Raw genomic sequence first — 21,222 nt, 5'->3', positions numbered from 1 at the left:
TCAGATGTCAACATGAAGAGTGTGTAGGGAGAGACTGTTGATTCATAGCTGGATTATGAGCGATATGTGGTATCGTTTTCTGCAAATCGCCGAGCAATCTGACCATAATGATGTTTCGATGCTGACTGAAAAAGATCGCGAGCTGCTGGCACTTCTTGGTGAGAATAGCCGTATCCCTGTAGCGACCTTGGCAAAGAAGCTCGGCCTGTCGCGAACCACGGTTCAGGCGCGGATAGAGCGGCTTGAACGCGAGGGTGTGATTGCGGGCTATGGCATCCGTCTGTCAGAACAGTATGCCTCCTCGCTCATCCGCGCCCATATCCTCATTACGATTGCACCCAAGGCCCTGTCACAGGTCGTTCGCGCGCTCGATAGGTTGAAGCCGGTGACTACTCTTCATTCCGTCAGCGGCAGCTTTGATCTCATTGCGCTCCTCGCCGCGCCATCCATTCTCGAGCTGGATCAAGCCATCGACGAGATCGGGAACATCGACGGCGTGGAGCGGACGCTGTCTTCAATCATACTTTCAACGCGAATCGCTCGATAAGCACGCAAGAGCAAAGGTCGTGCCTTGGCCAACCGATCGTCAGCGCTGATCGCTGACGCGCAGATTATAAACCAGCCTGGCGAGCCAATCCACGAATACCCTGACCTTGTTCGACAGGTGACGGGTCTGCGGATAGACGATATAGAGCGCCAGGCTCTCGCAATGCCAATTCCGCAAAACCTCGACAAGCTCTCCTCGCTCCAAAGCGTCTCGCACCATGAAACGCGGTGACTGCACGACGCCTAGCCCGGCGATAGCCGCAGTGACGTAGGACCGCGCATCGTTGACCGAGACCACGTAGCGCGGATTGATTTCGATCTTTTCCTCATTGTTCTGAAACTCTGCCGACATGACCCTGCCAGAGGTTGCGTTGAGATAACCAACGGAAAAATGATCCTGCTCCAGATCTCGCGGATGCTGCGTATGTGGATCGATCCCCAGAAGGTTGCCGAGCATGGTCTGCCGCAAGCGACGTCTCTAATGCCATCCGTAGCCAGAACGTTCAGGCTGCCGCAGGCAGGACTGGCGCATCGCCGAGCCAGCCGGGGGTCAATCTGCAATTGAACGTCAACGCGCAGGGCCGTCTGCGCACGCCGGAAGAGTTTGGAAATATCATCGTCAAGAGCGGTGCCAACGGAGAAATCACGCGTCTGCGAGACGTCGCCCGGATCGAACTCGGTGCCGCCGACTACTCGCTGCGCTCGCTGCTTGACGGTCGTCCGGCTGTGGCCGTCGCAGTGCTTCAGGCGCCGGGCTCAAATGCCATCGAGATTGCTGATAACGTCAAGGCGACGATGGATCAGCGGCAGCTCGCAATGCCGCAGGGCGTGAAATACGAGATCGTCTACGACACCACCAAGTTCGTGCGGGCCTCGATCGAAAAGGTCGTCGATACCCTGCTTGAAGCTATCGCGCTCGTCGTTCTCGTCTTCCTACAGACATGGCGCGCTTCCATCATCCCGCTGATCGCCGTTCCGGTGTCCATCATCGGTACCTCCGCAGTGATGTACGCATTCGGCTTTTCCATCAACGCGTTGACGCTGTTTGGTCTTGTTCTGGCGATCGCAATTTCGACCGTGATTTCAGCCATCAATTCGCTGACGCTGTCCGCCGCGCTTGCAGCACTTCTGCTCAAGGACCACCACGCCAAAAAAGATTGGCTGACAAGGTTCATGGATGCGATGTTCGGATGGTTTTTCCGCGGCTTCAATCGTGCGTTCGGCGCTGCATCCAACGGATATGGACGAACGGTCGGCGGGCTTTTGTCGCGCAAAAGTCTGGTCATGATTCTTTATCTGGCACTTGTGGGCGTGACCTACAGTATGTTCAGCGCGGTGCCGAATGGCTTCGTCCCGGCTCAGGACAAGCAATATCTCATCGGCTTCGCACAACTGCCCGATGGAGCAACGCTCGATCGCACTGAGGCTGTAATCAAACGGATGAGCGATATCGCGCTGGAACGGCCTGGCGTTGCCCATGCCATCGCCTTCCCAGGCTTGTCGATCAACGGGTTCACCATCGGCTCGAATGCAGGCATCGCCTTCGCAGTGCTCGATGACTTTGAAGAGCGCAAGACGCCTGAGCTTTCAGGTGGCGCCATTGCCATGGCACTGAACCAGAAGTTTGTCGGAATCCAGGATGCCTATATTGCCATGTTCCCGCCGCCGCCCGTCAACGGCTTGGGCACCACAGGTGGCTTCAAGCTCCAGATCGAAGATCGTGCCGGGCTTGAAAATCAGGCTTTGAACGAAGCGACCAAGGCAGTCCTCGCAAAGGCCTATCAGACACCGGAACTGGCCGGGATATTCTCGAGATTCCAGATCAATGTACCTCAGCTCTACGCCGATCTTGATCGTGGAAAGGCCAAGCAACTGGGCGTTTCCGTTCCTGATGTATTCGAGACGTTACAAATTTATCTGGGCTCGCTCTATGTCAACGACTTCAACGCTTTCGGGCGAACCTACAGCATCAGGGTTCAGGCAGATGCGAAATTTCGCGCCAAGCCGGAGGATATCGGCCAGCTCAAGGTTCGCTCCCAGTCTGGACAGATGATCCCGCTTTCGGCGCTGCTAAAGGTGGATGCCCAGACCGGCCCGGAACGCACGACCCGTTACAACAGCTTCCTTGCCGCTGATATCAATGGTGATCCGGCACCTGATTCTCTTCCGGTCAGGCAGAGGCGGCAATCACCAAGATCCTGATGACATCCATGGCCTTCATCATGGGGGTCGTGCCGCTCGTGCTTTCAACGGGTGCCGGCGCGGAAATGCGAGCTGCCATCGGGATCGTCGTCTTCTCGGGCATGATCGGCGTCACTTTCTTCGGGATTTTCATGACGCCCGTCTTCTACATGCTTGCCCGTTTGCTGACCGGCAGCCGCCCTCTGCGGCAGCATGGTGGTGTGCCAGCTTCTCCGGGTTTATCTCCAGCGGAGTAAGTTGGCATCCATGCCGCGCGGGCGCTTTTAGGAGAGGCCCGCGCGGTAATTTATCTTCAAGCAGGCCGCCATTCGACTGTGGTGTTATTTGCCGCCGATTGTTCAGATATGCCCGCTGTCCATAGCCTCCAGCAGGGCGGCGATGTAGCCATAGCAGAAGCTGAAGGCGACGCCGACGGGATCACGGCCGGAAATCGTTGGAACATGATCGGGCATGATCATGTATTTGTAGCCGACTTCCTTGTAGACCTTGAGCGAGCGAACCATGTCCATGTCGCCTTCGTCCGGGAAGGTTTCCATGAAGGACAGCTTGCCGCCGCGTATGTTGCGGTAGTGGACGTTGAAGATCTTGTCGCGGCTGCCGAACCAGCGAATGATATCGTCGATTTCGTCATGCGGATTGTCCAGCATTTCGCCGATCGACCCTTGGCAGAAGTTGAGGCCGTGGTAGGGGTTCTCGCGCATCAGCACGAATTTTTTCAGCCCTTCGACTGTACCCAGAACGCGGGTTACGCCCTTGTAACCGGGGGGCGTGTAAGGATCATGCGGATGGCACGCAAGACGAACGCGATTGCTTTCAGCTACGGGAACGACCCGTTCGAGGAAGTAGTCTATTCGCTCCCAGTTCTCGTCTTCGGATAAGACGCCTGCAAGGCCAGGCGCAGCATTCGGGTCGGCCTTTTCCCAACGCCATGCCTCGTTTAGTGAGCCGCCGCGACCTCGCTCCATCTCGGTGCGGGGAATGCCAATCAGATTGAGATTGTACTTGGCTGCAGGAATGCCGGCTTTCGCAATGTTTTCGATCATGCAGCACACCGCATCGATCTGCCGATCACGATCCGGTCCTGCGAGAAGAATATCCGGATAGGATGCCTTTTCGATTGGCTGCGAGGGCAGAGGTAGCTGGATCATATCGAGGATGAGTTCAAAGCTCTCGACCTTGTCTCTGTGCCGCTCAATATCATCCAGCGTCCAGCTTGCCGGGTCTCCCGGCGGATCGGCGCAGATGTGTTTCAGTCCCAACTGCGCCCAGACGCGAAAATCATCGTCGTCCCGTGCCGTGACCTGTGTACCAACATACATTTCGAATTCATCCCTGCTGATGATGCGTGACTGACGACAGCGCCTTACGGAGCCGGAACTGGCGGCGCGCGCTACAAACGCGGCGCGCCGCCTGTCACTCTAGGTCTGTCGTTTAGATAAGTCATCCATCATATGATGCGGAATGTTACCAAATAGAGGGCAGTCAGAGCACGCTGGCAGTCTGGTTGATCTCGCCGAAAAGCGGTTGGCCGCCAGGTAGCCTGGCCTCCATGCGAATATGTTCTCCGTTACGCATAAACAGGGTCGAAGCTTGACCATGATCCAGGATCTCGATGCCACACCGCTCCGCTATGCACGAAGAACCGACTTCGCGGGAAAAGGCGGGCTGTATAAGATGCGTTTTGCGCGCCGCTGCGGAGACGGATCTCAGCCGCAGTATGGCTTCAAGTGCACCCACAAGGTTCAGATCAAGTGCTCTGAGACGCATGTCTTTCCCCTGTCGAACTCGCCTGATTGTGACCGTTTTCCAAACGCATGACAACCCGACATGGGACGCGTGATGCTAAAGCGCGGCGCACTTTATTGGATTCAGTAGAGCCACGCTTTCGATCTTTTCTTGCCGCATGTACGTTATCGTTCAATCGAGGACGATTGAACGAGACATCCTGTAGGCTTATCCTTCGAAGCCAAGTGAGCGGGAGGCCTCGGAACCGGCATCCTTCAAAAGCGCAATATATTCCGGCTTGCGGTCTTCCTGGAAACGGAAGAGGGGAAACGAAATCGACATGGCTGCGATCGGTTTTCCAAGATGGTTGAAGATCGGAACGGCCATGCATCGTACGCCTGCTTCGCTTTCCTCTATCTCTTCGGCGAAACCACGTTCACGTGTCTTCTTGAGTTCTTCCGTGAAGCGACCGCGCTCGGTAATCGTGTTTGGTGCGAGAGGCATGAACTCCATTTTCGCAACACGATCGTTAATCTCTTCATCATTGCGCCATGCAAGAAGCGCCTTGCCAAGTGATGTGCTGTGGAGTGGGTTGCGGAGCCCAAGCGTTGATTTCATTGAAAGATTGAAGACGGAATCGTATTTGTGAATGTAGACCACGCGCTGGTCGCGATCATCCAGAATGCCGAGATTAACTGCCTCGCCTGTGGCGCGTGACAACCTCCCCATGGCGGTATCGGCTACTTTGAGCATATCTGCATGCTCGTTCAGCGAGCGCGCACCGAGGCTGAACAGCTTGAGCGTCAGGCCATATTTTTCCGTTTCCGGATCCTGTTCGACATAGCCCAGCTCTACCATCGTTTGTAACAGGCGATGGGCCGTGGTCTTGGACGTCATCGCTTTTTGCGCGAGATCGGCGAGGCTCGCCCGCTTGTCTTCAACGAGCGCCTCCATCACCGCGAAGACCTTCAGAACGGCGGCAACATTTTCGGTTTTGACTTGAAGATCTGACATGGGGTGCGTTTCACAAAAATTGGAATTGCATTCTGAAATTTAAAGTTCAGTCTGTCAACCAGCTGACCTGCTAAGCGTTCAGCAGAGCCTTCTTTCACAAGCCTAACCGAAAAAACAGGATTGAAAAGCGTCAAGGGATGTGATTTCTTATTTTCCGGAATGATATTCCGAAAATTTTTTTATGCGAGGAAGTGTTGCATGCATCCGCTGCTGAGGCAGAAACAGCATTTTATTCAGCGAGCGGAAGTCTGCGCTCTGATCGAGCGTTTGACGCATAATCTCGTCAACATCGAAGACAAGACTGGCGAGTTCCTGCTCCGCCTTGAAGATGGCCGCGTGATCGACACGAAGGGCTGGGCGGGCTGGGAATGGACGCACGGTATCGGTCTCTATGGGCTGTTGAAGTACTGGCAACTCACCGGCAGCAAGCAGGCGATGGATACCATCACCGGTTGGTTTGAGGCGCGGCTGGCAGAAGGCACGCCGACCAAGAACATCAACACGGTTGCGCCTTTTCTCACGCTTGCTCACCTGATGGAGCTTTCACCAAACCCACACTGGAAGCCCTACCTGGAAACCTGGGCTGAATGGGTGATGTACGAAATGCCGCGCACCCGCGAGGGCGGCTTGCAGCACATCGTCTACAACAACGTGAATGATCAGCAGATGTGGGACGACACGCTGATGATGAGCGTTCTGCCGCTTGCCAAGATCGGTCTCGTTCTCAACCGCCCGGAATTCGTCGAAGAAGCAAAGTATCAGTTTTTGATCCATACGCAGTATCTCATGGATACGCAGACAGGTTTGTGGTTCCACGGTTGGACGTTTGACGGCAATCACAATTTTGCCCGCGCTCGCTGGGCACGCGGCAATAGCTGGATCACGATCGCAATTCCCGAATTCATCGAGATGCTGGATCTGCCGGAGGCTGATTTTCTGCGGCGGCATCTGCTGTCTGTGCTTGATCGCCAAGCCGCAGCGCTCAAGGCACATCAGCATGCATCGGGTCTCTGGCATACCCTGATCGATGATCCGGGCAGCTATCTGGAAGCGTCCGCGACGGCAGGCTTCGCCTACGGCCTGATGAAGGGCGTTCGCAAGCGCTACCTGAGCCGCGACTATCTCGAAACAGCGGAACGGGCGATGCGCGGCGTTGTGGAGAAAATCAATCCGGAAGGTGAGTTGACGCAGGTGTCTTTTGGAACCGCCATGGGCAATGACCTCGATTTCTACCGTGAGATCAAGCTGACATCCATGCCCTATGGGCAGGCGATGGCCATGCTCTGCCTGACGGAACTTCTACGCAGCCACATTTGAGGTGAGTACATGCAGACGCATCTTCGGGAGGAAGGTGCGGGTGGGTGAACAAGGGTGAACAAGCGGCGAAGGCCGCCGGATCGATAAATCCGAAATCTGGAGGAGGATGACATGATGGAATTGACACGTCGGCGGCTTTTGGGAGCTGTCGGGGCAGGCGTTGCAGCAACTGCGCTTTCGGCCGTGCCCGCCAAGGCCGCAACGCGTATTCGCCACTACTGGTGGGGCAATCCTGAGCGTGACAAACGCACATTTGCCGTCATCGATACCTTCCAGAAGGCCAATCCCGGGATAGAGGTTTCCGGCGAGACGATTGGCTGGGGCGACTACTGGACAAAAATGGCAACCCAGACCGCGGGCCGTAATATGGCGGACCTCGTGCAGATGGATTATCGCTATCTGTTCGAATATGTACGCCGCGGTGCCCTGAAGCCGCTGGATGAATATGTCGGCAAGAGCCTGATGATCAAGGATTTCGATCAGGGCCCAATCGCCGGTGGCATGGTAGACGGCAAGCTCTATGCCCTGAACATTGGCTCCAACAGCCAGGTCATCGTGCATAACACGCGCGTCTTCAAGGAAGCCGGCGTCGATGTGGATCTGATCAACTGGACCTGGGATGACTTCGCCAAGGCCTGCGAACAGATTACCGCGAAGAGCGGCGGCAAGGTAAAGGGTTCCGACGACCTGTCGCTGATGATCGAGGCTTTCGAATCCTGGGTACGTCAGAACGGTCGCGAGTTCTACGGAGCCGATGGCAAGGTTGCGGCCACTGTGGACGATGTTGCCAGCTATTGGCAAATGTGGGCGGACCTTCGCAAGAAGGATGTCGTGCGCTCCAAGGACAAGACGGTCATCCTGGATCCGCCGCTCGCGGAATCCGGCGTTGCCGTTGGCGATACGGCCATGTCGCACTATTGGTCGAACCAGCTCGTCGGCATTCAGGCAGTCGCCAAGGACAAGATCGGTCCGGCCATGGTTCCGCATAAAAAGGGCGGCAAGCCTGGCCAGTTCATCAAGCCTTCCATGTTCATGTCGCTCTCGCGTGACACCAAGGATGCCGAAAGCGCGATCAAGTATATGAACGCCTGGGTCACGGATCCGGCCATTACCAAGATCCTCGGTCTCGAACGTGGTATTCCGGCGTCCAAGGCGGTTCGCGATGCGCTGGCACCGGGCTTGAACGAAACCGAAAAGCTGTCGGTCGCCTATTTCGATGCGATCCAGAGCAAGGTTGGACCGCTTCCACTTCCGGCTCCGAAGGGTGCGGGAGAGGTGCGGGACGCCTTCATGCGCATCGGCACCAGCGTTGTGCTCGATCGGGCCAAGGTGAAGGACGCGGCGGAACAGTTCATCGCCGATGCGTCCGATATCGTGGAACGCGCCCAGTAAAGGGTTTGATCTGCAAGAGCCCCGCAACAGGTGTGGCGGGGCTCCATCTCCCCACTGAAAGCAAGTTTCATGAGACGTTTCATCGCGCGAAACGCGCCTGCCTATGCCTTTTTGACGCCTTGGCTGCTCGGCTTCTTCCTGCTGGCGCTCGGCCCCATTCTGGCGTCGCTCTATCTGTCGTTCACGCGCTATGACATGGTCAACGCCCCCAGATGGGTTGGTCTAGCCAATTACGAATACATGTTCACGCGTGACCGGCGTTTCTGGAAGGCGTTAGAGGTGACCTTCACGTATGTGGCGCTGGCTGTTCCGGCCCGCCTGATCATGGCGCTCGGTGTCGCCATGCTGCTCGACAAGGGGCTGCGTACAATCGGCCTTTACCGCGCCATCTTCTATCTGCCGTCGCTGCTGGGTGCCTCGATTGCGATTGCCATTCTCTGGCGCCAGCTGTTTGCCGCCGATGGTGTGGTGAATGCTGTTCTTGGCTATTTCGGCATTCAGGGTGCCGCATGGATCACCAATCCGGATACGTCACTGTACACGCTCGTCGTGCTGGCCATGTGGCAGTTCGGCTCGCCGATGCTGATCTTCCTCGCCGGTTTGCGCGGTATTCCGAAGGATTTGTATGAGGCTGCGGAAATCGATGGCACGCCGAAATGGCGGCAGTTCACCCGCATAACGTTACCGCTTCTGGCGCCGGTCATCTTCTTCAATCTTGTTCTGCAGACGATTGAGGCATTCAAGACCTTTTCGAGCGCCTTCATCATTTCGAACGGCACCGGCGCACCGGCAGACAGCCTGCTGTTCTACACCGTCTATCTGTTCAACGAAGCCTTCAAGTTCTTCCGTATGGGCTATGCCTCGGCACTGGCCTGGGTTCTGTTGATCATCATTGCGATCTTCACGGCCATCTCATTCCTGACCTCGAAATACTGGGTGCATTATGAAAACGAGCGCGACTGACATTACCCTCGCGCAGGAGATGGAGGAAGCCGCGCGCGTGGCGCATGAGATGCGCGTAAAGCGTGACCAGCGCGCCCGGATGGGGCGTCTGCTCAAGCATCTCTTCCTGATCAGCGTCTCGATTGTGATGCTCTATCCACTGCTCTGGCTGCTTGCCTCATCACTGAAACCCGAGAATGATATCTTTGGCAGCCTCACGCTGTGGCCGACGGAATTTCAGTGGCACAACTATGTCGATGGCTGGCACGGCCTGCCTGTGAGCTTTACGATCTTCTACATAAACTCAACGATCGTGACGGTCCTTTCCGTCATCGGAAATTTGATTTCCTGCTCCTTTGCCGCCTATGCCTTTGCGCGCTTGCAGTTCACGGGACGCACGTTTCTGTTCGGCCTGATGATGATGACACTGATGATCCCCTATCACGTCGTGCTCATACCTCAGTATGTGCAGTTTCTGCGCCTGGGATGGGTAGATACCTATCTGCCGCTCGTCGTGCCACGCTTTCTGGCATCGGATGCATTCTTCATCTTCTTGATGGTGCAGTTCTTCCGCCAGTTGCCGCGTGAACTGGATGAGGCGGCGATGATCGATGGCTGCTCGCCCTTCAAGATTTATTGGGCGATCATTCTGCCGCTCTCACTCCCGGCGCTCGGCACAGCGGCCATCTTTTCACTGATCTGGACCTGGGAGGATTTCCTGGCTCCGCTCATCTATCTCAATGACATCAAGAGCTACACCGTGCCTTTGGCGCTGCGTCTTTTCCTCGATCAGGAAGGCCAGTCCTCCTACGGGCAGATGTTTGCGATGTCTGTTCTTTCGCTGGTTCCGGTGGTGATCGCCTTCCTCCTGTTCCAGAAGCTGATTGTTCGTGGCATCGCCACCTCCGGAATGAAGTAAGGAATCGCTTGAAATGGCTGGATTGACGCTTCGTAATGTCGGCAAGCGCTATGGCGCGCTGTCGATCATCCAGGGCCTGAACCTGGACATCCATGATGGTGAGTTTCTTGTGCTGGTTGGGCCATCCGGCTGTGGAAAGTCGACACTTCTGCGCATGATTGCTGGTCTGGAAGATATCAGCGAAGGAACGGTGGCGATCGGCAACAAGATCGTCAACGATCTGCCGGCTTCCAAGCGAGAGCTTTCGATGGTGTTCCAGTCCTACGCACTCTATCCGCACATGAGTGTGGCCAAGAACCTTGCCTTTGGCCTGCAGAATTTCAAGATGCCGAAAGCGGAAGTCGATAGACGTGTCGCCGAGGCAGCACGTATTCTGCAGATCGAAAAGCTAATGGATCGCAAACCGCGCCAGCTTTCCGGTGGACAGAAGCAGCGTGTTGCCATTGGCCGCGCGATTGTCCGTGAGCCGAAGCTCTTTCTGTTCGACGAGCCCCTTTCCAACCTTGATGCGGAACTGCGCGTTCAAATGCGCGCCGAGCTTGCCTCGCTTTATACGCGTCTCGGCACGACGATGATCTATGTTACGCACGATCAGGTGGAAGCCATGACCATGGCCAGCCGTATCGTGGTGCTGCGCGGCGGCAAGATAGAACAGGTGGGAACGCCGCAGGAGCTATACGAGAAGCCGCAAAACCTGTTTGTGGCAGGCTTCATCGGCTCTCCGAAGATCAACATGCTGAAGGCGAAGGTTTCCAACAACGAAGCCGTTGTGGATGGTCTGCCCGCGTTCGCGCTGCCTGTCCTTGGCACGACGGATCAGGAATTGACGCTATGCATACGCCCGGGAAGTGTGCGGATCGGCTCAGGTAAGGTCACTGCCGGTGGTACGATCAAGCTCGTCGAGTATCTTGGCAATGAAACGCTCATGCATGTCACCCTTTCATCCGGGCAAGTGCTTCTAGTCAGCGATAGTGGCAAAGTTAGCTATCGAATTGGAGACTCTGTCACGATTGGCTTTGACCCATTCGACCTGCATTATTTCAATGCGGCTGGGCAACGCATTGAACCCACAGAGAATGAAGGCAGAATACAGTGAAAATCGCTATTGTAGGATGCGGATCGCGGCACAAGATGTTCCGCGATTCCGTGATCGATGACTACGCCGATAAACACGAGATCGTCGCGCTTTGCGACAGCAATCCGCATCGGTTGAGCGAAGCGGCGCAAGCAGCCTCACAGCCGGGCACGAATGGCGTTGCAACCTATCTGGCCGATGATTTTGATCGTCTGATTGCCGAGCAGAGGCCAGATACAGTTGTTGTCGCAACGCCCGATTTCCTGCATTCGGATTATATCGTGCGCGCTTTCGAGGCAGGTTGCGATGTGATCTGCGAGAAGCCGCTGACGATCGATCTGTCCCGTCTGAAGATGATTATCGATGCGCAGAAACGCACCGGGCGTCAGGTCAAGGTCACTTTCAATTATCGTTACTCCCCAGCCCGTACGCAGATCCGCGAACTCATCGCGTCCGGTGCGATAGGAACCGTAACCGCTGTCGATTTCCGCTGGCATCTGGATCGCGTCCATGGCGCGGATTACTTCAGGCGCTGGCACCGTCAGAAGGAAAACTCGGGCGGGCTTCTGGTTCATAAATCCACCCACCATTTCGATCTGTTGAACTGGTGGCTGGGAACGGTTCCGACGCACGTATTCGCTTCAGGAAAGCGTGTCTTCTATCGTCCGGAGACTGCCATCGAATTTGGCCTCGAAGGACGCGGCCCTCGCTGTGCGGACTGTCCTGTCGCACATAAGTGCGACTTCGAGCTGAACATGGCGGAAGATGCTGCTTTGAAGAGCCTTTACCTCGATGCGGAGGCGGCCGATGGTTACTACCGCGACCTCTGTGTCTTCGACAAGGAAATCGGCATCGAAGATACGATGCAGGCGCATATCCGTTATGCATCCGGTGTGACGGCGAATTACACCCTGACGGCCTATTCGCCATGGGAAGGTCTGGAGATCAAGTTCCAGGGCACCAAGGGTGACATTACCCACCGCCACGTCGAGGTGCACGGAGTCTTCGGGGGCGAGCGCGCGCATGCGGACGAGGATGCGATCACCACGGAGCTTCATCTGGCGGGTGAGCAGCCGAGGATGCTGGACGTGCCCAAGGCCAAAGGGCATCACGGCGGAGCTGACCCCGTGATGCTGGGCTATATCTTCGATCCAGAAGGCATGGAGCCGGATCGCTTCAATCGCGCATCCGATCACGTAGCGGGTGCCTGGTCCATTCTGACCGGCATAGCGGCAAATGCTTCGATCGAAACTGGTTCGGTCGTCGATATTCAAGCCATGCTGCGGGCACGCGGCATTGAATTGGAGCGATAGCGATGAGGCCGCCCCTCAAGTTCGGCGTCATCGGCATTGACCACAACCATATCTATGGAATGATCAATGGTCTTGTGGGCGAGGGGGCGGAATTTGTAGGTTGGGCGACCAGCGCCGAAACGCCGCTCACACAGTGCCGCATGTTTGGTGAAGCCTATCCTGATGTGCCTATGCTGGAGCCGGAAGCGCTGCTTGAGGATGCTTCCGTCCAGCTGATCGTCTCTGCCGCAGTCAACGACCAGCGGGCAGGCATCGCGATTGCCGCTATGCAGGCGGGCAAGGACGCATTCGTGGACAAGCCCGGCTGCACATCACTTCAAGAGCTTGCCGCGATCCGTCGGTGCACCAACGCCACAGGCCGAAAATGGATTGTGTGTTTTTCGGAACGCCTCCAAGTCGAAAGCGTGACGCTGGCCGATCAATTGATTGCGGAAGGTCGTATCGGCAAAGTGGTGCAAACGGTGGGCTTGGGGCCACATCGCCACAATCCGCACCTGCGTTCGGACTGGTTCTGGGAGAGGTCTCGCTATGGCGGGATCCTGACGGATATCTGCGCCCACCAGTTCGACCAGTTTCTGCATTTCACCGGTTCGACTGAGGCGCGCGTTGTGAGCGCACATATAGGGAATGTGGCCAATCCAGATCGTCCAGATTTTCAGGACTTCGGCGAAGTTCTGCTGGAGGGCAATGGCGGACGTGGTTATGCGCGCGTGGATTGGTTGACCCCGGACGGGCTGCCGACCTGGGGTGATGGGCGCATGACGATACTCGGCACGCATGGCACTCTCGAGCTTCGAAAATACATTGATATCGCGGGACGACCCGGCAAGGATCATGTGTTTCTGGCGGATCAGAAAGGTGTCGAGCATTTCGAAGCGACCGGCGCCGGACTGCCATTCTTCGGTAAATTCTACACCGATATCATCGAGCGAACCGAGGTTGCGATGACGCAGGCCCATGCGTTTCTTGCGACAGAACTCGCGCTTTTGGCGCAGGCAAAGGCAGAAAGTCAGCAGTAATATGAGCAGTCGATTTCGCGTGGCAGTCATCGGAGCCGGTATCGGCAAGGCTCATGTGGTCGGATATCTGCAACTGCCAGAGGCGTTTGAAGTCGCCTGCGTTTGCGATCTCAATTTTGCCCGTGCTGAAGACGCAGCCAGCCTTGCACCCAGTGCGCAGGCCGTAACCAGTTTTGATGCGGTGCTTGCTGATCCGTCCATCGATATCGTCGACATTTGCCTGCCGCCGGGGTTGCACGTTTCCATGTCGATCAAGGCGCTTGAGGCGGGCAAGCATGTGGTGTGCGAAAAGCCCTTGGCCGGTTCGCTTGCAGACATGCGAAAGCTGATGTCGGCAGCCGAGAAAAGTACCGGTCGGCTGTTCCCGGTGTTTCAATATCGCTATGGCCAGAGCTATCTCGCAACGCATCGGCTGAAACAGGCAGGACTTCTTGGGCGTCCCTATGTGATTTCGCTGGAAACCCATTGGCAGCGCGGCGCGGATTACTACGCAGAGCGCTGGCGAGGAACTTGGGCGGGAGAGTTGGGCGGCGTCATCGTCAGCCACGCTTGCCATCTGCACAATCTCGCCACGCACCTGGCGGGCAATGTATGCGAGGTCGCCGCGTTTCTGGATACGCGGGTCAACCCCATCGAAACAGAGGATTGCGCTGCCATTTCCATGCGCACCACCGAAGGTGCAATGGTCACCTCGTCGATTACGCTGGGGTCTGCCGGAAACATTTCGCGCTTCAGGGCATGCTTTGAACAAGTGACGATCACGTCAAGCGATGAGCCTTACAGTGTCTGCTCAGTGCCGTGGACATTCAAAGCGCGTGACCCATCGCTCCAGCCTGAGGTGGATGCCATCGTGGCGCGTACGGAAGAGGTGCCGCCGCGCTTTCCCGGTTTCTTTGCCGATATCCATCGTGCACTAACGGGACAGCCGGATATATATCTCCCGACAATTGCGGAAGGCTTTCATTCTGCGGAGCTGATGACCGCTATCTATGCCTCTGCTCGTGGAAAATCCATCGTCCAGCTCCCGCTCGCAGAAGATCACGACGATCGCGATTTTCAACATTTGCTGATCTGAAAGGCGTGGGCAAACGGCCACGCTTGCTGAAAGTTTTATCGCTGTCGTTTCCGAACCTGAAAAAACATCGGATTGGCACTCAGAATCCCTTGGACAAAACCGATTGCGCACCATATCACGCCGCAGCGATTTTCCTTATATTTGGGGTTTCTGATGAGCCTTCAGTTCGTGTCCGCGCACTGGCCTCTCGGCGGCGGTGAGACCGGTGAACTCATTCGGCAGTTCGACTGGTCGCAGACTTCATTGGGGACCATATCCGAATGGCCGCAGCATTTGCGCATAAAGGTGAACTCCATCGTGAATTCTCCCATCCCGCAGGTTCTGATGTGGGGCGCGGATCATGTGATGATCTACAATGACGCCTATGTCGCAATTGCCGGTAGTTATCACCCAGGCGCTCTGGGTGCGCGCGTACAGGATATCTGGCCGGAGATCTGGGACTGGAACCGCAAGATCCTGGAAGCCGGTTTTCGCGGCGAGGTGCAGTCTTTCCGCGATCAGGTGATGACACTTTACCGGCACGGTGACGCGGAAGACGTAATTTTCGACCTATTCTATACGCCGATCTATTGCGAAGACGGCCGTGTGGACGGCGTCCTTTGCACTGTTCTTGAAAACACCGAGAAAGTCATTGCAGTTCGCGCATTGGCGGAAAGTCGCGAAGAACTGCGCCGACTGACCGATGCGATGCCGATCCTCGTCGGGTTTCTCGATCGCAACCACGTCTATCGCTTTGCAAATCAGGGCTACATCGAGTGGTTCGGGCTGAACGCAGACGAGGTTGTGGGCAAACACGCCCGAGAGGTGATTGGTCAAGCTTATTACGAAGCTCGAAAGCCGCTTCTCGACCGTGCACTGGCGGATGAGGTTGTGATTACGGACACGGTCATCCGGCGCCCGGACGGCGAGAGCCGCACAGCCGAAGTCCGCTATATCCCGCGCTCGACGTCCGAGGGCATGGTCGACGGCCTCTATATTCTGATCATCGACATAGAAAGTCGCAAGCAAAGCGAGATTGCACTTCGCCGGAGCAATGATCGATTCAAGGCGGCGGTCAATGCCGTTCATGGTGTGCTTTGGACCAACACAGCTGACGGGCGCATGGTTGGCCCACAGCCAGGATGGTCGTCTCTGACGGGCCAGAATTTCGAAGAATACCAAGGCTATGGTTGGTCCAATGCAGTCCATCCGGACGACAGGGCAGGCTCGATAGCCAGTTGGCGGGAAGCAGTCGCCGGAAAGACTACCTATGTATGGGAGCATCGTGTTCGCCGTCATGATGGCGTCTATCGCACGTTTTTCATCCGCGCGGTTCCAATTCTGGATGGTCAGGGTGAAATCGAGGAATGGGTCGGCGTTCATACGGACATTACTGAGCAGCGTCAGGCAGAACTTAGCCTTCAGGAACATGCAAGCAGCCTTGAACGCCAAATTCGTCATCGTCAGCGCGCCGAGGAACAGCTAAGGCAGCTTAATGAAAGCTTGGAAGCCCGCGTCGAATCTGAAATGGCAGAGCGTCGGCAGGCAGAGCGCGCACTTCAGCAGGCGCAGAAGATGGAAGCCATTGGTCAATTGACCGGCGGCGTTGCGCACGACTTCAATAACCTGCTGCAAGTGGTTCAGGGTAACCTCCAGCTTTTGCTGAAGGATGTTGCGGGCAACGGTCGCGCCGAACGGCGCGTCAGCAATGCGCTGGCCGGTGTCAGCCGTGGCGCGAAGCTTGCCAGCCAGCTTCTTGCTTTTGGACGGCGTCAGGCACTGGAACCGAGGGTCATCAACATCAGCCGTTTCATTGCCGGCATGGATGATCTGCTTCGACGCTCGTTGGGCGAGGCAATCGAGATCGAGGTCATAACGTCCGGCGGTCTATGGAATACCTATGCGGATCCAGCGCAGGTCGAGAACGCACTGCTGAACCTTGCGATCAATGCGCGCGATGCCATGGATGGTTCCGGCAAGCTGACAATCGAGGTTGGCAATGCAAGCCTCGACCAGGATTATGCGCGCACCCATGCGGAAGTCTCGCCCGGTCAGTATGTCATGCTGGCCGTCACCGATACCGGTTCGGGTATGCCTGCCGAAATTCTCGAAAAGGTCTTTGAACCGTTTTTCTCCACCAAGCCCGAAGGCAAGGGAACAGGCCTCGGACTGTCTATGGTTTACGGCTTCGTCAAGCAGTCCGGCGGACATATCAAGATCTACAGCGAAATCGGGCAGGGGACGACGGTCAAGATCTATCTTCCACGGTCCGTCGCTGACGAAGATCGCGAGGTCACAATCCAGACCGGTCCTATCGTTGGCGGTACGGAAACCGTTCTTGTTGTCGAAGATGACGAAGAGGTGCGCAATACTGTCGTCGAAACTCTTGCCGATCTCGGTTATCGGGTTCTCACGGCCAAGGATGCGCAGGCGGGCCTGAATGTCGTCGAGAGTGGCCTGCCCATCGACGTCATCTTCACCGACGTCGTCATGCCGGGTCCGATGAAAAGCCGGGAGATGGCGCGCCGCGCGAAGGAACGCCTGCCAAACCTTGCTGTCCTTTTCACGTCTGGTTACACAGAAAACTCGATTGTGCACGGCGGAATTTTGGATGCAGGTGTAGAACTTCTGTCCAAACCCTACTCACGGGAGGCGCTTGCGCGACGCATTCGCCATGTAATTGCCAACCAGAAGCAAACGGAGGTTGCTGAAACCGTGCTGCGTGATCGCACAGCGGTCGTGCCGCAAGCCTTGGCAAGCGAAACGATTGTCCTGCTGGTGGAAGACGATGTGCTGATCCGGTCGAGCACAGCGGAAATGCTTGCAGATTTCGGTTATCAGGTCATCGAAGCCGCCACCGGCGCTGAAGCTCTGGCGGCACTTGCGTCCGAACCAATCGACGTTCTCGTGACCGATGTTGGTCTCCCCGACATAGATGGCGGAAGCCTTGCGAAACGTGCGCTGGAACATAAGCCGGCGCTGCATGTGGTTTTCGCAACGGGTGAAACACATGCACCCCCGGGCGCGCCGGAGAAATCTACCCTTTTGCGCAAGCCTTACCATCAGGAACAGGTCAAGATTGCGCTGGAGAAAGTACTGACGTCTCAAGCGATTTGAGAACCTGGCGCCTTTCGTGGTCTGAGGAAACTGTGCCATAACATGCGCAGTTTTCTCAATAGCGCTTGTCTCCATGACCACAATGCAGCAACAACCGGTTGATCAGCGTCATGCGATCATATGGACCGGTGAATTTCGTGACCGTGATGTCGAGGCCCGCTATGCAGAAACTGCTCGGGCCGAGACACTCAACATCGCCCGCCTCTGCGTCATCGCGACGACAGTCGCGAGTGTATCCTTCGCCCCGATGGACCTGATGATGATCGAGGCGCCGGCACTCTACGAGTTTCTCGGCATTCGTTTCGGTCTTTCCGTTTTGTGCGTGGCAACCCTGCTTGCTCTGGCAAAAGCAAACTCTCAGCGGGAGATCGTGTTCGCGAGCTATGCGCAAACCATTATCTTCTTCTTTTTCAATGCGCTGATCTTCAATCATCCGGCTCTGACGCGGCACGGTGGTACGCTTATACCACTGATCGCAATCGCGCTGCCAATGTACTTGCCTGGCCGCGCTCTTCCGGTTGCTCTGGCCAGCGCCTACGCCTGGATTATCAGCCTGGTTTTTTGGGGCGTGTTGCGGCCCGATCCAGAAAGTCTGCTGGATCTTTCTTCCATTTTTCTGGTGGCGACTGTCGCTTATGTCGCAGGCAACATGGCCCGTATCCAGTTGAACCGCATGCGACGCGTCGAGTTCTTGCACATGGAGGAGATGCGACACATCAACCGCGAACTGATTGCTGCGAAGGATCGGGCCGAGGCAGGGGAACGGATCAAGAGCGAGTTTCTCGCGGTCATGAGCCATGAAATCCGCACGCCGATGAACGGCATCCTTGGGATGATTCAGCTCCTGCTGGGCGAGAAACTGAGCGCCTCGGTGCGGGAACGATTGAGCGTTGTACGTCGCTCCGCAGAGGCTTTGCGCGCCATTCTGGATGATGTGCTGGATCTCTCCAGTCTGGAACGCGGTGTGGATGTCGTTCTACATGAACCGGTCGATCTCGGGCGCCTGACGCAAGACGTTGTGGACCTTATGATGCCGCGCGCAAGGGAAAAAGCCATTGAATTGAGGCTTGTGCAGGAGGCAGCCTCCATTGGCTGGGTGCTGGGCGACGCGGCACGTCTGCGCCAAATCCTCTTCAATCTGGTAGGCAATGCGGTCAAGTTCACCGAGAAGGGCTATGTCGCTATCGATATACAGCGGGATCCGGTAGGGGATCGGGTCACGATTGGAGTCAAAGATAGCGGAATCGGCATCTCGCCGGACGAGATTCCCAACCTCTTCCAACCATTCGTGCAGGTTGATGCGACCATCAAGCGGCGTTTTGGCGGTTCGGGACTTGGCTTGGCTATCGTGCGGCGTCTCGTAGAGACCATGAAGGGAACGATCACGGTTCAAAGCGCGCCGGGAGAGGGGAGCGCTTTCCTCGTGAGCCTGCCACTCTTGCCAGTGGCGCCGGAACTCACCGTCGTCAATGCTGCCGGTGTCGACGAAACGATTGAAAAGCCGCGACTGAATATCCTTATCGTCGAGGACAATCCGGTGAACCAGGCTGTTGCATCCGGCCTTTTGACGGCGGCGGGGCATCGTTGTGAGGTTGTCGACGGCGGCCTGTCGGCACTCGAACGTATCCAGCAGCATTCATTCAATGTCGTCCTGATGGATCTGCAGATGCCGGGAATGGATGGTTTTGAAGCCACCCGACGAATTCGGGCGCTTGGCGGTGAAATCGGTGCGCTGCCGATCATCGCTCTGACGGCCAATGCTATGCGTGACGATATCGAGCGGTCACTCGCCGCAGGTATGGATGGGCATCTTTCCAAACCGATCGACATCGACGGCCTTTTGCGTCTTCTGGCGTCTTTACCGGAGAGAACGATGTCGATTTGTCCTCTAAAAAGAGGCGACGACATATTGCTCGTCGGAGATCTTCCGAAGACGCTCCAATTGCGGTTGCGCAGACTGGATTTGCGTTTGTTTCCCGCGCGGGACCTTTCGGCTGCTCGAACCATGCTGAAAGCCAAGCCCTTCGCAGCAGTGGTTGTAATCGACGGGTCAGACGATCTGCGAGATCTCAAGCCGCTTCTGCCCGCATCAACCTCCCTCGTCGTCTTCACGAACGAAGTATCCGTGTCAGGCGGCAAAGATCCTGAGCAAAATCGGGCAATTTCGCTCGGCTTGAATATCTCTGACGAGGAACTCGCCGCGCGTCTGCTGGGTGCACCAGTCGACGAAGATTCAATTATTCTGCCCGGCGAACAGACATATTCTAACGTGAACGACCTGTTCCTGAAGCACCTCGCAGATGAGTACGACCTTCTTCAGAATGCTGACATCACCGACGTCGGGCTGCGGGACATTGCCCACAGGTTGAAAGGAAGTGCGGCGAACATGGGAGATCAGATACTTGCCGAAGCCGCAGCGCAGGCGTTGACAGCAGAACCACAGCATCACATAGAAACTTGCTCGAAATTGCGGAACGCCGTTTATTTCAGCATATCCCGAATAAACGCAGTCAGTGCCGCAAATCAGCGGCGGAGTATCGAGTAACGTCATGAGTACAACGGTTCTTGTGGTTGAAGATGCGCCTGAGAGCCTGGAGCTGATCTGCTCATTTCTCAGACAGAACGGCATGACAACCTTCGCAGCCCGTTCCCTGGCGGAGATGCGCCAACGATTGCAAAGCCATCAGCCTGATATCATTCTTCTCGATGTGAACCTGCCGGATGGTGACGGTATTGAAGCTGCTCGCAAGCTCAGGCTCGGTTCTCTTTATGGGCTGATTTTTGTCACCGCGCGCGATTCCGATGACGATATTCTGGCAGGCCTGGACGCTGGAGGTGATGATTATGTTACCAAGCCCATCAATCTGAAAACGCTTCATGCGCGGATTCGAAGTGTGCTCCGGCGCTCACGGGAGCCGGTGATCACGTTCGACGGATGGATACTTGACGTCGTTCGCCGCGAGCTCTTTCGCCCGAATGGACAATTGCTTGAATTGACCGCCGGTGAGATGAACATACTAGTCGCCCTTGCCTCAAGGCCGGGTGAGCCACTTTCGCGAGACTTTCTGCTAGACGTCATAGCCAATCGCGATCCGACCTCGATCAGCGGACATACCGTCGACAATCTCATCGCCCGTCTACGAAAGAAGATGCAGTTGGACGGGAAAGACGCGCCGATAGCGACAGTCCGTGGTGTCGGTTATGCGCTCATCGTAGCCGCGACATAGGCATCGGATCGATTTCAATCGGTGATCGACCTAGCTGAATTAGCTCGAAATCCCGCCGACGCAGATTGAATTATCGGCGACGTAAACGAACCGAACGCCACCCGCTTCAAATGCTTGCCGAAGTTGTGCCTCGGTCGCACGATGAACATCGTGACGGCTGCCCTCGTAATCACGGATCGTGCTTCGCGACACACCGGATCGGTCAGCCAGATCCGTCTGCGTCCAATCCAGAAAGCCACGGGCCGCGCGACAGAGCGCAGGCGTCAAAATTTTGCTGCTATCGGGTTGACCCATCTCACTAAGCTGCCCATATTGGTCGACAGTGATCATATAGATCGTTTCTGCGCTGATTTCCAGAGG

At 56.3% G+C, this 21,222-nt stretch carries 17 protein-coding genes and 1 pseudogene; 13 read left to right on the top strand and 5 right to left on the bottom strand.

Annotated features, from left to right (window positions below; all coding sequences use genetic code 11):
• Positions 1 to 118 precede the first annotated feature (118 nt).
• Positions 119 to 547 carry an Lrp/AsnC family transcriptional regulator gene (locus E8M78_RS00900; protein WP_137133254.1) on the top strand — a complete coding sequence of 143 codons (429 nt, stop codon included), beginning with the start codon at positions 119 to 121 and terminating at the stop codon, positions 545 to 547.
• Between the two features lie 39 nt (positions 548 to 586).
• Here the strand turns inward: E8M78_RS00900 and E8M78_RS00895 are convergent, their stop codons facing one another.
• A complete protein-coding gene (locus E8M78_RS00895; RefSeq protein ID WP_348640104.1) occupies positions 587 to 898 on the bottom strand; it encodes a LysR substrate-binding domain-containing protein in 312 nt (103 codons plus the stop codon).
• Between the two features lie 66 nt (positions 899 to 964).
• Here E8M78_RS00895 and E8M78_RS00890 point away from each other — a divergent pair.
• A pseudogene (locus E8M78_RS00890) lies at positions 965 to 2,984 on the top strand (efflux RND transporter permease subunit); the annotation flags it as partial.
• 102 nt (positions 2,985 to 3,086) lie between these two features.
• Here E8M78_RS00890 and E8M78_RS00885 read toward each other — a convergent pair.
• From E8M78_RS00885 to kdgR, 3 genes are all read right to left on the bottom strand, one after another.
• Entirely contained in the window at positions 3,087 to 4,067 is a 981-nt protein-coding gene (locus E8M78_RS00885; RefSeq protein WP_137133252.1) for a mannonate dehydratase, read from the bottom strand.
• Between the two features lie 163 nt (positions 4,068 to 4,230).
• On the bottom strand, positions 4,231 to 4,515 hold the full coding sequence (locus tag E8M78_RS00880; RefSeq protein ID WP_137133251.1) for a hypothetical protein: 285 nt from the start codon (positions 4,513 to 4,515) through the stop codon (positions 4,231 to 4,233).
• Between the two features lie 186 nt (positions 4,516 to 4,701).
• Positions 4,702 to 5,487, bottom strand: a complete 786-nt coding sequence (kdgR, locus tag E8M78_RS00875; protein ID WP_137133250.1) for a DNA-binding transcriptional regulator KdgR — start codon at positions 5,485 to 5,487, stop codon at positions 4,702 to 4,704.
• A gap of 198 nt (positions 5,488 to 5,685) precedes the next feature.
• On the opposite strand from kdgR, the gene E8M78_RS00870 reads away from it, so the two are divergent.
• The 11 genes from E8M78_RS00870 (at position 5,686) to E8M78_RS00820 (ending at position 20,862) form a co-directional block, all read left to right on the top strand.
• Positions 5,686 to 6,804 carry a glycoside hydrolase family 88 protein gene (locus E8M78_RS00870; protein WP_137133249.1) on the top strand — a complete coding sequence of 373 codons (1,119 nt, stop codon included), beginning with the start codon at positions 5,686 to 5,688 and terminating at the stop codon, positions 6,802 to 6,804.
• A 111-nt stretch (positions 6,805 to 6,915) separates the two neighbouring features.
• Complete coding sequence (locus tag E8M78_RS00865) at positions 6,916 to 8,196, top strand: extracellular solute-binding protein (protein WP_137133248.1); 1,281 nt, start codon at positions 6,916 to 6,918, stop codon at positions 8,194 to 8,196.
• 69 nt (positions 8,197 to 8,265) lie between these two features.
• Positions 8,266 to 9,159, top strand: a complete 894-nt coding sequence (locus tag E8M78_RS00860; protein WP_137133247.1) for a sugar ABC transporter permease — start codon at positions 8,266 to 8,268, stop codon at positions 9,157 to 9,159.
• 49 nt (positions 9,160 to 9,208) lie between these two features.
• Positions 9,209 to 10,057, top strand: coding sequence for a carbohydrate ABC transporter permease (locus tag E8M78_RS00855; protein WP_246658178.1), 849 nt, complete (start codon positions 9,209 to 9,211; stop codon positions 10,055 to 10,057).
• A 13-nt stretch (positions 10,058 to 10,070) separates the two neighbouring features.
• Entirely contained in the window at positions 10,071 to 11,153 is a 1,083-nt protein-coding gene (ugpC, locus tag E8M78_RS00850) for a sn-glycerol-3-phosphate ABC transporter ATP-binding protein UgpC (protein ID WP_137133245.1), read from the top strand.
• 35 nt (positions 11,154 to 11,188) lie between these two features.
• Positions 11,189 to 12,445, top strand: coding sequence for a Gfo/Idh/MocA family oxidoreductase (locus E8M78_RS00845; protein WP_246658170.1), 1,257 nt, complete (start codon positions 11,189 to 11,191; stop codon positions 12,443 to 12,445).
• 2 nt (positions 12,446 to 12,447) lie between these two features.
• Complete coding sequence (locus E8M78_RS00840) at positions 12,448 to 13,464, top strand: Gfo/Idh/MocA family oxidoreductase (RefSeq protein WP_137133243.1); 1,017 nt, start codon at positions 12,448 to 12,450, stop codon at positions 13,462 to 13,464.
• Between the two features lies 1 nt (position 13,465).
• Positions 13,466 to 14,539, top strand: a complete 1,074-nt coding sequence (locus E8M78_RS00835) for a Gfo/Idh/MocA family oxidoreductase (protein ID WP_137133242.1) — start codon at positions 13,466 to 13,468, stop codon at positions 14,537 to 14,539.
• 153 nt (positions 14,540 to 14,692) lie between these two features.
• The gene (locus tag E8M78_RS00830) at positions 14,693 to 17,635 is read left to right on the top strand and encodes a PAS domain-containing protein (RefSeq protein WP_137133241.1); all 2,943 of its coding nucleotides are present in this window, start codon (positions 14,693 to 14,695) and stop codon (positions 17,633 to 17,635) included.
• A gap of 73 nt (positions 17,636 to 17,708) precedes the next feature.
• On the top strand, positions 17,709 to 20,180 hold the full coding sequence (locus E8M78_RS00825) for an ATP-binding protein (RefSeq protein ID WP_137133240.1): 2,472 nt from the start codon (positions 17,709 to 17,711) through the stop codon (positions 20,178 to 20,180).
• A gap of 4 nt (positions 20,181 to 20,184) precedes the next feature.
• On the top strand, positions 20,185 to 20,862 hold the full coding sequence (locus tag E8M78_RS00820) for a response regulator transcription factor (protein WP_137133239.1): 678 nt from the start codon (positions 20,185 to 20,187) through the stop codon (positions 20,860 to 20,862).
• A 39-nt stretch (positions 20,863 to 20,901) separates the two neighbouring features.
• On the opposite strand, the gene E8M78_RS00815 is transcribed toward E8M78_RS00820, so the two are convergent.
• Positions 20,902 to 21,192, bottom strand: a complete 291-nt coding sequence (locus E8M78_RS00815) for a helix-turn-helix transcriptional regulator (protein WP_137133238.1) — start codon at positions 21,190 to 21,192, stop codon at positions 20,902 to 20,904.
• Positions 21,193 to 21,222 lie beyond the last annotated feature (30 nt).

It is taken from the genome of Rhizobium sp. FKY42 (assembly GCF_005222835.1).
GTDB lineage: Bacteria > Pseudomonadota > Alphaproteobacteria > Rhizobiales > Rhizobiaceae > Neorhizobium.
The sequence above is the reverse complement of the archived record's forward strand: the minus strand, read 5'-3'. Positions and strand labels throughout refer to the sequence as shown.

What these genes read in the sequence shown, in the direction of transcription:
- E8M78_RS00845 (WP_246658170.1), top strand. Translation starts at nt 11,189, where the DNA reads ATGTTCCGCGATTCCGTGATCGATGACTACGCCGATAAACACGAGATC.
- E8M78_RS00900 (WP_137133254.1), top strand. Translation starts at nt 119, where the DNA reads ATGCTGACTGAAAAAGATCGCGAGCTGCTGGCACTTCTTGGTGAGAAT.
- E8M78_RS00815 (WP_137133238.1), bottom strand. Translation starts at nt 21,192, where the DNA reads ATGATCACTGTCGACCAATATGGGCAGCTTAGTGAGATGGGTCAACCC.
- E8M78_RS00880 (WP_137133251.1), bottom strand. Translation starts at nt 4,515, where the DNA reads ATGCGTCTCAGAGCACTTGATCTGAACCTTGTGGGTGCACTTGAAGCC.
- E8M78_RS00830 (WP_137133241.1), top strand. Translation starts at nt 14,693, where the DNA reads ATGAGCCTTCAGTTCGTGTCCGCGCACTGGCCTCTCGGCGGCGGTGAG.
- E8M78_RS00895 (WP_348640104.1), bottom strand. Translation starts at nt 898, where the DNA reads ATGTCGGCAGAGTTTCAGAACAATGAGGAAAAGATCGAAATCAATCCG.
- E8M78_RS00885 (WP_137133252.1), bottom strand. Translation starts at nt 4,067, where the DNA reads ATGTATGTTGGTACACAGGTCACGGCACGGGACGACGATGATTTTCGC.
- E8M78_RS00840 (WP_137133243.1), top strand. Translation starts at nt 12,448, where the DNA reads ATGAGGCCGCCCCTCAAGTTCGGCGTCATCGGCATTGACCACAACCAT.
- E8M78_RS00820 (WP_137133239.1), top strand. Translation starts at nt 20,185, where the DNA reads ATGAGTACAACGGTTCTTGTGGTTGAAGATGCGCCTGAGAGCCTGGAG.
- ugpC (WP_137133245.1), top strand. Translation starts at nt 10,071, where the DNA reads ATGGCTGGATTGACGCTTCGTAATGTCGGCAAGCGCTATGGCGCGCTG.
- E8M78_RS00855 (WP_246658178.1), top strand. Translation starts at nt 9,209, where the DNA reads ATGCGCGTAAAGCGTGACCAGCGCGCCCGGATGGGGCGTCTGCTCAAG.
- E8M78_RS00865 (WP_137133248.1), top strand. Translation starts at nt 6,916, where the DNA reads ATGATGGAATTGACACGTCGGCGGCTTTTGGGAGCTGTCGGGGCAGGC.
- E8M78_RS00825 (WP_137133240.1), top strand. Translation starts at nt 17,709, where the DNA reads ATGACCACAATGCAGCAACAACCGGTTGATCAGCGTCATGCGATCATA.
- E8M78_RS00870 (WP_137133249.1), top strand. Translation starts at nt 5,686, where the DNA reads ATGCATCCGCTGCTGAGGCAGAAACAGCATTTTATTCAGCGAGCGGAA.
- E8M78_RS00835 (WP_137133242.1), top strand. Translation starts at nt 13,466, where the DNA reads ATGAGCAGTCGATTTCGCGTGGCAGTCATCGGAGCCGGTATCGGCAAG.
- kdgR (WP_137133250.1), bottom strand. Translation starts at nt 5,487, where the DNA reads ATGTCAGATCTTCAAGTCAAAACCGAAAATGTTGCCGCCGTTCTGAAG.
- E8M78_RS00860 (WP_137133247.1), top strand. Translation starts at nt 8,266, where the DNA reads ATGAGACGTTTCATCGCGCGAAACGCGCCTGCCTATGCCTTTTTGACG.